The following is a 12030-nucleotide window of genomic DNA, read 5'->3' as shown; positions in this document are numbered from 1 at the left end:
CTAAGCGCAACTCACGGGTGGTTGCCAACGCCCGAACCCTCAGGCACGGTGAGCGGAAGAACCAGCATCGACCGCGTCCGGAGGCGCCGATGTCTCAGTCCTTCTCCGAAGAAACCCACCGGAACATGCTCTCCCGTATCCCGCACTGCACCGGCAGGGATATCTCAGAATGGCTCCGCACCGTCGACGAAGGCCCCGCCCTCATCCGCTTCGACGAAAAGGTGAGCTGGCTGCGCGGCGCGCACGACCTCTCCTACGGCCATGCCAAGGCGATCGTCCATGAGCACGATCTCCGGCGCGCCGCCCGCAAGTTCTGACCGTAGCGACGCACCGCGACCACAACGCGCGAGGGGCCCGCGGGCAGTTGCCCACGGGCCCCTCGTCCGTCTCGTGCGGTGGGGCGGTGATCCGCGTCAGTCGCCGCGCAGGATCGAGATCAGCCGCAGCATCTCCCAGTAGATCCACACCAGGGTCAGGGTCAGGCCGAACGCGGCCAGCCAGGACTCCTCGCGCGGCGCGCCGTAGGCGATGCCGTCCTCGACCTGCTTGAAGTCCATGGCGAGGAAGGCCGCGCCGAGGCAGATGCCGACGACGCCGAAGAGGATGCCCAGGCCGCCGCTGCGGAAGCCGAGGCCGTCACCCCCGCCGAACACCATGAACAGCAGGTTCACCAGCGACAGCAGCACGAAGCCCAGCGCGGCGATCATCACGAAGCGGGTGAACCGCTCGGTGACCCGGACGATCCGGGTCTTGTAGGCGATCAGCATGGCGACGAAGACCGCCATCGTGCCCAGCACCGCCTGCATCGGCGCGCCGCTGAGCTTCGGCAGGCTGTTGAGGTAGCCGCTGAGCGCGCCCAGGAAGACGCCCTCCAGCGCCGCGTAACCCAGGATCAGCGCCGGGACCGGCTTGCGCTTGAAGGACTGGATGAAGCCCAGCACCGTCGCGGCCAGGCCGGCCCCGATCGCGAAGCCGAGCTGCCCGGTGAGGAAGAGCCAGCCGACGGTGGCGCCGACGACGACCGTGCCGAGCGTCAGGCCGGTGCGGGTGACGACGTCGTCCATCGTCATCGGGCGGGTCTGCGGGGTGTGCTGCGGCGCGTACTGCGGCGCCTCGGTGGCGTACGGGTTGGTCCCCGCGTACGGGTTGGCTCCGGCGTAGGGGTTGGCGGCGGGGCCCCCGGCCTGCGGCGGCGCGTTGAAGCCCGCGTAGCCGGTGCCTCGGCTGAACCCCCGTCGCGAGAAGACCGGGTTGCTGCTCCTCATCTCACTCCTCCATGGCCGCCCTGCGCGGCCTTGCCCGCAAGCGTAATGGCTTGGCAAAGACACGTCTCTCGTCCTTGGGCAGGATCTTCCCCCGCGCCGCGGCTGACACGTCTTCTTCCTAGAGGACGCTCAACGGCGTACGGAGGTGCCCGTCTTCACGCACTTCCTACGCGGCGGCGTCGCCTTCGTCACTCCGCCCGCCCGCCTGTCGCTGTGTCATGTGCCACTCCGGGGCGGCCGGGCGGGCCGGCCGGCCCGCCGGATCGTCCGGACAAAATCCGGGTAATCGATCTTTTCCCCTCGCCCTCGAACGACATTTCCCCACCCCGTCAACTCCGAGAGGTCGGGGTCACCGGCATGATCGGAATCCGATAAAGAGTCCGACCGCACCCACTGACGTGCAACCGATTGACCGTCGTTGCCGTCATACCTGCTAGCCGGAACCTGCCCTTCCTCGGGCGGCACTCCGTCACCACGTGTAGCAGTCCGGGTGCGGGCGGTCGTAAACCCCGTGTGTAGATGGGGCTATTCTGGCCGGAAACAGCAGCGGAAAGAGGGTTGAGGTGCCTGTGCCTGACGTCTCCGTAGTCGTCATTGTCTACAACGACGCCGACCGGTTGCCGACCGCGGTCCAGTCCGTACTGGACCAGACGCTCCGGGACGTCGAGGTGGTGATCGTCGACGACTGCAGCACCGACCGTTCTTTCGACGTCGCGCAGGAGCTCGCGGCCGCCCACCCCGGCCGCGTCAGAGCCTTCCAACTGCCGGAGAACAGCGGCGCCGGCGGCGAGCCGCGGAACGCCGGCATCCAGCACACGCGCGGACAGTACGTCATGTTCCTGGACAGCGACGACGTCCTGGAGCACAACGCCTGTCGCAATTTGCTGGCGGCCGCCGAGGAAACCGAGGCGGACATCGTCTCCGGCCTCTGCGTGCGCATCCACCGGGACACCCGGAACCAGAAGCGCGACGAGTGGTACGCCTGGCTGTATTCCACGACCCGAACCCTGGAGTCGGTCACGGAATTGCCGGACCTTTTTGTGTGGGACACCCTCTCCACCAACAAGTGCTACCGCCGCGAATTCCTCATCGAGAACGACCTCCGCTTCCCCAAGGGGATGTTCTACGAGGACCTGATGTTTATCGCCGACGCTTACCTCGCGGCGAACCGCATCACGCTGATTCCCAATCAGGTCTACTTCTGGAACGTCTTCGAGAAGGCCGCCGTGAAGTCGGTGACGAACCGACGGCACGAGATGACCAATTACATCCACCGGCTGGAGGTCCACCGGCGGATCGACGCCGCGCTGGTGGAGCGCGGGCTCACCGAGATGAAGCTCGCCAAGGACGTCAAGTTCCTCAAGCACGACCTGGTGCTGCACCTGCGGGACCTGCCCTTCCGGGACGAGGCGTACCGCCGGGAGTTCGCCGAGCTCTCCCGGGAGTACCTCGCCGGCATCGCCCCGGAGGCGTACGAGCGGGTCCTGCCGATACAGGCCATCTGCGCCTACCTGCTCCAGAAGGGCGACTGGGACAACCTCATCCCGGCGGTCGACACCCTCATCAACCGCGACAAGCTCTCCTCGCCGCTCGCCCAGCACGACGGCCGGATCTACTGGTGCGACGGGCACTTCGACGACGCGTTCGGCCGCGAGGTGCTGGACGTGACCGAGATCGGCTACCACGAGAAGCCGGTCAACCAGCTTTTCCTGCGCAACCAGTTGACCCGGTTCGCCGAGTCCGGCAGCACCGTCTCGCTGGCCGGCCGGATCACCAACCCGCTCGGCGCGATCCCCGAGGGCGCCAAGCTCTCCGCCGAGTTGGAGTTCAGCGCCCGCCGCCGCAGCCTGCAGTCCTTCACCTTCCCGGTGCGCTCGGTGCGCCACGAGGGCGACGCGGTGGTCTGGGAGACCGACGCGGACGTCACCGGCACGCTGCGCCCGCTCGGCATCGTCGACTCCATCTGGGACGTCCGGCTGCGGCTGAAGGCGGACGGGGCGCTCACCACGTCCCGGCTCACCGTCGCCGACACCGAGCTGGCCGGCGGGCCGCTGCCGGTCCGCCCGCGGCTGACCCGGATGGTCGCCGACCACATCGAGCCGCACATCTCCTCCAAGGGCCACCTGGCGTTCCGCCTGATCAGCGAGAGCCAGAGCGCCGAGCGGGTGCAGGAGTTCATCGCCAAGGGCGTCCGCGGCAAGCCCGGGACGCTGGCCAAGGCCGGTTACCGCAAGGCCAAGGCACTGCGCAAGACGCTCACCTCCGGGGACACCAAGCTCCGGGCGTACCACGAGGTGTTCAGCCGGCTGCCGATCAAGAAGCGCACGGTGGTCTTCGAGAGCCACCTGGGCAAGCAGTACAGCGACAGCCCGCGCGCCATCTACGAGGAGATGCGCCGGCAGGGCCTGAAGTTCGAGGCGATCTGGGCGTACGCCGGGTCCCCCAAGGACTTCCCCAAGGACGCCACCCTGGTCAAGCGCTGGTCGCTGCCGTACCTCAAGGCGCTGGCCCAGGCCGAGTTCTGGGTGGACAACCAGAGCTACCCGCTGAAGCTGACCAAGCGCCCCGAGACCACCTACATCCAGACCTGGCACGGCTCGGCGCTGAAGAACATGGGCTTCGACCAGCCCTCGCTCAAGGCCCAGACCCGCCAGCAACAGGCCGAACAGCAGGGCTCGTTGGACCGCTTCGACCGGTTCCTGTGCCGCACCGAGCACGACGCGCGCACCCTGGCCAAGGCGTTCCGCCTGAAAGAGAAGACCCTGCTGCGGGTCGGCTACCCGCGCAACGACGCCCTGGTGCGGGCCCGGCTGGAGGAGGCCGAGTCCGGCCACCGCGAGCGCGGCCCGCTGGCGGCGGAGTTGGGCATTCCGGCCGACAAGAAGGTGCTGCTGTACGCGCCGACGTTCCGCAAGGCGGGCGGCCGGCACGGCCGGTTCGCGCTCCCCTTCGACGTGGAGCGCTTCGCCGACGAGTTCGGCGACCGCTACGTCCTGCTGGTGCGCTCGCACTACCTCAACCACGTGGTGCTGCCGCCGACCGTGCAGGGCCGGGTCATCGACGTCTCGGCGCGCCACGACATCACCCCGATCCTGGAGCTGGCCGACGGCCTGGTCACGGACTATTCGTCGGTGATGTTCGACTACGCGCTGCTCGACCGGCCGTTGGTGTTCTTCACCTACGACTACGACGAATACGTGCACGAGGGTCGCGGAACGTACTTCGATCTGCTGGAACACGCGCCGGGCCCGGTAGTGCGCACCGAGGACGATTTCTTCGAGACCATGCAGTCTTTCGAGTCCCAACAGCAGGAATACGCCAAGGACCGCAAGGAATTCGTCGCCAAGTTCGGGGAATACGACCAGGGCGACGCCGCACAGAGCATCGTCGACCAGTTCTTTGCGCAGTGGAGCCGTTGATGACCAAGTCGAACGCAGCCGAGCCGCGGGACATCTTCTTCGTCTCCAACAGCGTCAACGAGCTGGGCGGCATCACCAGTTGGTCGCACCAGATGGCGCGGCTGTTCGCGGAGCGGGGCCACCGGGTGCACGTCGTCGGGATCGTGCCGCCGCCCGAGGGCCGGGTCCACGAGCTCGGCCCGGACCTGCCGTACCGGACCACCACGCTCTACGACGTGCACCCGCCGAGCGTCCGCCCGGTGCGCGGCCTGAAGGACCGGCTGAACGTCGTCGAGCAGCGCCGCCGGGCCGCCCGCGAGGCCGGGATGCACGAGCAGGCCGCCAAGATGAGTGCGCTGTTCCGGACCGCGCGGCCGGGCGGCATGGTGATCGTCACCCAGGTGTGGGCGATGGAGTGGGTGGCGCTGGCGGACACCGCCGGACTGCCGGTCATCGGCATGAGCCACGAGTCCTTCGAGACCTGCCGCAAGTCGTCCCGGTTCGGCCGCGTCCAGCGGTTCTACCAGGACGTCGACCGGATGCTGCCGCTCACCCGGGAGGACGCCGACAAGTGGATCCGGCAGCGGATGGACAACGTCGGCTTCATGCCGAACCCGCTGCCGTTCTTCCCCGAGGTCCCCTCCCAGCGCACGCAGAAGGTCGTCTCCAGCATCGGCCGGCTGCACGAGGAGAAGGGCGTCGACCTGCTCCTGGAGGCGTGGGCGCGGGTCGCCCCGCAGCACCCGGACTGGACGCTGCGGATCTACGGCTCCGGTGAGGAGGCCGAGGCGCTGCGCAAGCTGTCCGCCGAGCTCGGGGTGGAGAGTTCGGTCGAGTGGATGGGGCGGACCAGCGATGTGGCCGGGGCGCTGCGGGAGAGCGCGGTCTTCGCGCTGAGCTCGCGCGGCGAGGGCTTCCCGCTCGCCCCCATGGAGGCGATGGCCACCGCGGTGCCGTGCGTGGCGTTCGACGTGGCGCCGGGCGTCCGCGAGATCATCGCCGACGGCACCGACGGCTTCCTGGCCCCTCCGGGCAACATCACCGAATTCGCCCGGCACTTGGACACCTTGATGTCGGACAAGGAGCTGCGGGACCGGATGGGCGTCGCGGCCCGGGAGAACATCCAGCGGTTCTCCACCGACGAGATCGTGGGCCGCTGGGAGGGCCTGTTCGCGCTCATCGAGCGCTAGGGCCCGCGGTGGCAGCCCGTGGGCGTTCCGTCCACCAAGGCCACTGACAACGCTCCCCAAGGGGTCGCCGGCACTCGCGCCGGCGGCCCCTTCGCGCTGTTCGCCGCCGGCCGGGCCCGGGGCGCGGTCCGGCTTACGAGCCGGACGTCAACCCTCGTGCGAGAGACGGGAGTTGGCCGGCGGGGCGTGCAGGATGGCGTCCAACAGGCCGGGGAACCGGCGCTCGAAGTCCCCCCGGCGCAGCCGGCTGGGGCGGGCGCTGCCGTCCAGCCGCGTCGAGACCAGACCGCTCTCCCGCAGGATCCGGATGTGGTGGGAGACCGTGGAGACCTTGACCGGCATCTCCAGGGCCGTGCAGGTCGACTCGTGGACGCCCGCGAGCCGCCGGACGATCTGCAGTCGCACCGGATCGGCGAGGGTCTGCAGCACCTGGCCGATGTCGATGTCGTCGAGGTTGGGCTCCGCCATCCAGGTCTCGTCCACGGCGCTCATCCCCACCTCGGTTCGTCGTCTGCCCGCACGATATCGGCCGGTCGCCGGCCGGCGGGACGGGCCGCCTCGGCGCTGGCGGCAGACCTGTCGCGCATGGTGCTCCCGTCGCAGTGGGTGGTCGAGGGGTGGCGATTCCGCCACCCCTCGGGGCTCCATTACGACGTACATCGTTCACTACGACGGTCATCGTAGTTTATGTTGGTGGCGTTCGTCGCGGTTCATGGCGCTCGAAATCCATCAACGTCCTTACGAGGGAGCCCTGTTGTGAGTCGATTCGCCCAACTGGCCTTCACCGAGAACGTCCGCAGGACCCAGGAGGAGCACGGGAGCGCGGGCGCGGCCGCCCGCCTGGTGACCGACGACGGCCCCGACCTGCTGACCTCCTCCGAGGCCGCGCACATCGAGTCCCGCGACGGCTTCTACCTGGCCAGCGTCGGCGAGGACGGCTGGCCCTACCTCCAGTACCGCGGCGGCCCGCCCGGCTTCGTCCACGTACTCGACGAGCGCACCCTGGCCTTCGCCGACGTCCGGGGGAACCGGCAGTACATCACCACCGGCAACGTCCGCGGCAACGACCGGGTGGCGCTGTTCTTCATGGACTATCCGCACCGCACCCGCCTCAAGCTGCTGGGCCACGCCACCGCCCTCGCCCCCGACGAACGGCCCGAACTGGCCGCCGAGCTGGAGTCCCGACGCACCGACGGGCGGGTGGAGCGGCTGCTGACCGTGCGGGTGGAGGGGGTCAACTGGAACTGCCCCCAACACATCACCCCCCGCTTCAGCGAGGACGAACTCCGCGGCGCGCTGCGCCCGTTCGAGGATCGGCTGGGCCAACTGGAGGAGGAGAACCGGCGGTTGCGCGCCGAACTGGCCGCCCGGGCGTGAACGCGGTTCCGGGCCGCCGGGCCGGCCGGCACCGCACGGTCCGGTCCGGCGGCCCGGAACCGCGCGATCCGATCGCCAGCCCGCCGGGCGCCCCCGGACACCGTTCACGACCTTGCGCAGAGCGCCCCTCAGGGTCGGCTCGTGGGCCGTGCCCCCGCGATCTGGTGGCGACCGCGCCCCGGGTCGCCTTCGTGGAGCCGCGCCCACACCCGGTGCCGCGCACCGCGACTGCGACATCGCCGTACTGGCCTGCGCCCTGCGCGACGCCCGGCTGGCCAAGCTCGCCGGCCGGCCTCCGGGCCACCGCGGACAGCGGCCGCGCGAGTTCGACCTCGGCGACCTGGCCGGCAAGAAGCAGTTCCTGCTGCGACTGGCCCGGGCCTACCGGGCGTCCACCTCCGGTATGGCCGACCCCAGCAGCTCGCCACGGCCCGTGGCGCCGTCGTCGAAAGCCGGGAGGATTTGCCCCTGGCCGTCCGGTCGTGCGCCGAGGACGAAGTGCCGGGCGGGCGCGGCCACTTCCGGCGGGGAGTTGCACACGTCGTTGCGACTTCACCTACCGGCGGATCGTTTCTATCGGAGAAAACGCCGGCGGGGTTCTCCGGCAGAAACGGCGCCCGGCCGTTTGGAAGACGCCTTCGGATGCGAAGTCCACAAGGCGCGGGGACGGCTTCGCGGAGGGCACCCGCGCCCCGCGGCCGGTCGTAAGGCGGAGGTTTCCCACCGCGTTCCCGACTTGTTCCCACATCCCCGTCACCGGGTCGCCCTCACCCCCTGTCTTTGCAGGTAGGAAGGGCCGTCGTAGGCAGTGCCCGGAGCCGGACTTGAACCGGCACGGCCCGAAGGCCAGCGAGGTTTAAGCTCGCCGTGTCTGCATTCCACCATCCGGGCAGGGATCCCCCATGCCGCCTCAGTTGGAGGCAGAACGAGCGTAGCCCGAGGGGCCCGAAGCGGATCGGCCGCTCAACCCGAGGTTGTCTTATTTTATTGGCAACTGAGGGGGCATCAGTGCCGGCCAGGGCCCCCGGCACATGCCTGAAGCCCATGTTCGCCGATGGCCGCGAGGACGAAATTCGACCCCGAATTGACGGAAACTCGATGCCTGTGCGGTGGGCCCCTCCGGTCCCTCCCGGCACCCGCACCGCAGCCCCTCCACCGCCCCGGACGGCGCCGACGGTCTCAGGGGGGAGCCTCATACCCAGGGATGACGGGGCGGGGTGAGCTAATCCCTGGGGGTGGTTCGAGGACGGTCACACGGGTTGACGTTCCGGGCGGGTGGGCTGCCGGACGATGGAAGCCGATGTTCCACCGTCGCCGCGGCCGTCGTGCCGGCGCGCGGCGGCCCACCCCTCGTTCGACAGGAGTCCCTTCCCGTGACCACCACCCACTCCGGCGTCTCCCTCGCCGACCGCAGCACCGCGGTGGCCGCCCGCGCCACGGATCTCACCAAGGTCTACGGACACGGCGAGACCCAGGTGGTCGCCCTGGACGCGGTCTCCGTCGACTTCCGGCAGGCCCAGTTCACCGCGATCATGGGCCCCTCCGGGTCCGGCAAGTCCACGCTGATGCACTGCATGGCCGGCCTGGACTCGATCTCCGGCGGCTCCGCGCGGATCGGCGACGTCGAGCTGACCGGGCTGAAGGACAAGAAGCTCACCCAACTCCGGCGCGACAAGATCGGCTTCATCTTCCAGGCGTTCAACCTCCTCCCGACGCTCACCGCCCTGGAGAACATCACCCTCCCCATCGACATCGCCGGCCGTAAGCCGGACCGTGCCTGGCTGGAGCGGGTCGTGGAGGCCGTCGGCCTCTCCGGGCGCCTCAAGCACCGCCCGAGCCAGCTCTCCGGCGGCCAGCAGCAGCGCGTGGCGGTGGCCCGCGCCCTGGCCTCCCGGCCCGAGATCATCTTCGCCGACGAGCCCACCGGCAACCTCGACTCCCGCTCCGGCGCCGAGGTCCTCGGCTTCCTGCGCAACTCCGTGCGCGAGCTGGGCCAGACCGTGGTGATGGTGACCCACGACGCCGTCGCGGCGTCCTACGCGGACCGCGTGATATTCCTCGCCGACGGCCGGATCGTCGACGACATGCCCAACCCCACCGCCGACATGGTGCTGGAGCGCATGAAGGGCTTCGACGCCAAGGGCCGCACCAGCTGATCGTCAGCAGCCACCTCCGCCACCCCGGATCCCCCGGACCACTCCTGTAGGACTGACCCACCCATGTTCCGTACCGCCTTGCGCAATGTGCTCGCGCACAAGGCCCGGCTGCTGATGACCGTGCTCGCCGTCATGCTCGGCGTCGCCTTCGTCTCCGGCACCCTGGTCTTCACCTCCACCCTCTCCAACGCCCTCCAGAGCTCCGCCCGCAAGGGCTTCGACAACGTCGACGTGGCGATCCAGCGCGGCGCCCCCGACCCCGCCGACGAGGCCCCCGGGGCCCGTTCCGCGCTCGACCAGAAGCTGTTGGACAAGGCCGCCGGCCTGCCCGGCGTCGCCTCCGCCACCGGCACCGTCTCCGGCTTCACCGCCATCGCCGACAAGCACGGCACGATGATCGGCGACGGCTTCTCGACCACCGGCAGCAACTACTCCCCCGGCACCGACGGCACCGACGCGCGCTACCCGATGCGCACCGGCACCGCCCCCAAGGGCCCGCAGGAGTTCGCGCTGGACGCCCACACCGCCGACCGCGGCGGGTACAAGGTCGGCGACACCGTCCGGATATCCGTGGACGGCCCGGTCCGCGAGCAGAAGCTGTCCGGCATCTTCACCACCGACGACGCCCGGGTCGGCGCCGGCGGCAGCCTCGCGCTGTTCGACACCGCCACCGCCCAGAAGCTCTTCGCGACCCCCGGCCACTTCGGCGAGATCGACCTCAAGGCCGCCCCCGGCGCCTCCCAGACGGCGCTGAAGGACGCGGTGGAGAAGGTGCTGCCGCAGGGCGCCGAGGCCACCACCGGCCGTCAACTCGCCGACGAGCAGGCCAAGATGATCGCCCAGAGCATGGACGGGATGAAGACCGCCCTGCTCGGCTTCGCCGGCATCGCGCTCTTCGTCGGCATCTTCATCATCGCCAACACCTTCACCATGCTGGTCGCCCAGCGCACCAAGGAGCTGGCGTTGATGCGCGCGGTCGGCGCCAGCCGCCGCCAGATCACCCGCTCGGTGCTGACCGAGGCGTTCGTGGTGGGCGCGGTGGCCGCGGTCACCGGCCTGCTGACCGGCATCGGCATCGGCGCCGCCCTGCGCTCCCTGATGAGCCTCACCGGCGGCTCGGTGCCCGAGGGCCCGCTGGTGGTCTCGCCCAGCACGGTCCTGACCGCCCTGGCCGTCGGCATCATCGTCACGGTCCTGGCCGCCTGGCTGCCCGGCCGCCGGGCCGCGACGATCCCGCCGGTCGCCGCGATGAACAGCGTGCACGCCACCGCCACCACCAAGTCGCTGGTGATCCGCAACACCATCGGTGCGCTCTTCGCCGGCGCCGGCATCGCCGCGGTGCTGGTCGCCACCGGGATGTCCGACGGCAAGACCACCATGGGCGCGGGCGCCGCGCTGCTGGTGATCGGCGTGTTCGTGCTGACGCCGCTGCTGTCCCGCCCGCTGATCGCACTGGCCGCGCCGGTGCTGCGCCTCTTCGGGATATCGGGCGTCCTGGCCCGGCAGAACGCGGTCCGCAACCCGCGCCGCACGGCCGCCACCGCCTCCGCGCTGATGATCGGGCTGACCCTGATCACCGGCCTGACGGTGATCGCCGGCAGCGTCCAGCAGGGCATCGACAAGATGGCCACCTCCGCGCTGAAGGCCGACTACGTGGTCTCCATGGCGACCCACTCACCGCTCTCCCCCGACGTGGCGAAGAAGCTGGCGACCGCCGACGGGGTCACCGCCTCCAGCCCGCTGCGCAACGCCCCGGCCCGGATCGGCACCACCACCACGTCCCTCACCGGCGTCAACGGCAAGGAGTTCGACCAGCTCACCCGCCTCAACTTCACCGAGGGCGCGCTCGGCACGCTGCACGGCGACCGGGCCCTGGTCGACGACTTCCTCGCGAAGCAGAAGGGCTGGCACGCCGGCTCCCGCGTCCCGGTGACCTTCGAGGACGGCTCGAAGGGCAACCTGACCATCGGCGGCGTCTACGAGGGCAACCAGATCATCCGCGGCATCCTCCTGGACAACGACACCCTCGCCCGGCACCAGAAGCACGCCACCGACATGCAGGTGCTGGTCAAGACCGCGCACGGCGCCACCCCCGAGGCCAAGGACTCCCTGGTCAAGGCGCTCGGCAAGAACCCGGCGATCACCGTCGCGGACAAGAAGGACGTCTCGGGCGCCATCGCCCAGACCTTCACCCTGCTGCTGAACATGGTCTACGGCCTGCTGGCCATGGCGGTGATCGTCGCGGTGCTCGGCGTCGTCAACACCCTGGCGATGTCGGTCTTCGAGCGCTCCCAGGAGATCGGCATGCTACGCGCCATCGGCCTGGACCGCCGCGGCATCAAGCGGATGGTGCGGCTGGAGTCGCTGGTGATCTCGCTCTTCGGCGGGGTGCTGGGCATCGGCCTGGGCGTGTTCTTCGGCTGGGCGGCCGGCGAGCTGATCGGCGGCGCGCTGCCGACCTACGAACTGGTCATGCCCTGGGGCCGGATGGCCGTCTTCCTCGCGGTGGCCGCGCTGGTCGGCGTGCTGGCCGCGCTGTGGCCGGCGCGCCGGGCCGCGAAGCTCAACATGCTCCAGGCCATCAAGGCCGAGTAGCCCACGCGAGGGGCCGCCGCGACGGCCCCGAACGGCCCGAGGGCCCCGG

At 70.0% G+C, this 12030-nt stretch carries 9 protein-coding genes and 1 tRNA gene; 6 read left to right on the top strand and 4 right to left on the bottom strand.

Annotated features, from left to right (window positions below; translation table 11 throughout):
- Nucleotides 1–89: 89 nt before the first annotated feature.
- Entirely contained in the window at nucleotides 90–317 is a 228-nt protein-coding gene (locus PV796_RS23580; protein WP_274915348.1) for a DUF4287 domain-containing protein, read from the top strand.
- 96 nt (nucleotides 318–413) lie between these two features.
- On the opposite strand, the gene PV796_RS23575 is transcribed toward PV796_RS23580, so the two are convergent.
- Nucleotides 414–1265 (bottom strand): Bax inhibitor-1/YccA family protein, encoded by an 852-nt coding sequence (locus tag PV796_RS23575; RefSeq protein ID WP_274915347.1) that lies wholly within the window; start codon nucleotides 1263–1265, stop codon nucleotides 414–416.
- A 569-nt stretch (nucleotides 1266–1834) separates the two neighbouring features.
- On the opposite strand from PV796_RS23575, the gene PV796_RS23570 reads away from it, so the two are divergent.
- A complete protein-coding gene (locus PV796_RS23570) occupies nucleotides 1835–4684 on the top strand; it encodes a bifunctional glycosyltransferase/CDP-glycerol:glycerophosphate glycerophosphotransferase (RefSeq protein ID WP_274919194.1) in 2850 nt (949 codons plus the stop codon).
- Nucleotides 4684–5853 carry a glycosyltransferase gene (locus tag PV796_RS23565; protein WP_274915346.1) on the top strand — a complete coding sequence of 390 codons (1170 nt, stop codon included), beginning with the start codon at nucleotides 4684–4686 and terminating at the stop codon, nucleotides 5851–5853. The genes PV796_RS23570 and PV796_RS23565 overlap by 1 nt, the downstream gene beginning before the upstream one ends.
- Before the next feature lie 147 nt (nucleotides 5854–6000).
- Here PV796_RS23565 and PV796_RS23560 read toward each other — a convergent pair whose 3' ends face one another.
- The gene (locus PV796_RS23560; RefSeq protein ID WP_274915345.1) at nucleotides 6001–6345 is read right to left on the bottom strand and encodes an ArsR/SmtB family transcription factor; all 345 of its coding nucleotides are present in this window, start codon (nucleotides 6343–6345) and stop codon (nucleotides 6001–6003) included.
- Nucleotides 6346–6609: 264 nt separating this feature from the next.
- On the opposite strand from PV796_RS23560, the gene PV796_RS23555 reads away from it, so the two are divergent.
- The gene (locus PV796_RS23555; protein WP_274915344.1) at nucleotides 6610–7230 is read left to right on the top strand and encodes a pyridoxamine 5'-phosphate oxidase family protein; all 621 of its coding nucleotides are present in this window, start codon (nucleotides 6610–6612) and stop codon (nucleotides 7228–7230) included.
- A gap of 381 nt (nucleotides 7231–7611) precedes the next feature.
- Here PV796_RS23555 and PV796_RS23550 read toward each other — a convergent pair whose 3' ends face one another.
- Together PV796_RS23550 and PV796_RS23545 are read right to left on the bottom strand one after the other, a co-directional pair.
- Nucleotides 7612–7770 carry a hypothetical protein gene (locus PV796_RS23550; protein ID WP_274915343.1) on the bottom strand — a complete coding sequence of 53 codons (159 nt, stop codon included), beginning with the start codon at nucleotides 7768–7770 and terminating at the stop codon, nucleotides 7612–7614.
- Nucleotides 7771–8039: 269 nt separating this feature from the next.
- Nucleotides 8040–8121: transfer RNA gene (locus PV796_RS23545), tRNA-Leu, on the bottom strand.
- Nucleotides 8122–8603: 482 nt separating this feature from the next.
- On the opposite strand from PV796_RS23545, the gene PV796_RS23540 reads away from it, so the two are divergent.
- Nucleotides 8604–9386 (top strand): ABC transporter ATP-binding protein, encoded by a 783-nt coding sequence (locus PV796_RS23540; RefSeq protein ID WP_274915342.1) that lies wholly within the window; start codon nucleotides 8604–8606, stop codon nucleotides 9384–9386.
- Nucleotides 9387–9449: 63 nt separating this feature from the next.
- On the top strand, nucleotides 9450–11981 hold the full coding sequence (locus PV796_RS23535) for an ABC transporter permease (RefSeq protein ID WP_274915341.1): 2532 nt from the start codon (nucleotides 9450–9452) through the stop codon (nucleotides 11979–11981).
- Nucleotides 11982–12030: the final 49 nt, after the last annotated feature.

The organism is Streptomyces sp. WZ-12 (genome assembly GCF_028898845.1).
Lineage (GTDB): Bacteria > Actinomycetota > Actinomycetes > Streptomycetales > Streptomycetaceae > Streptomyces.
Note: the sequence above shows the minus strand (reverse complement) of the source record. Positions and strands in the feature narration are given on the sequence as shown.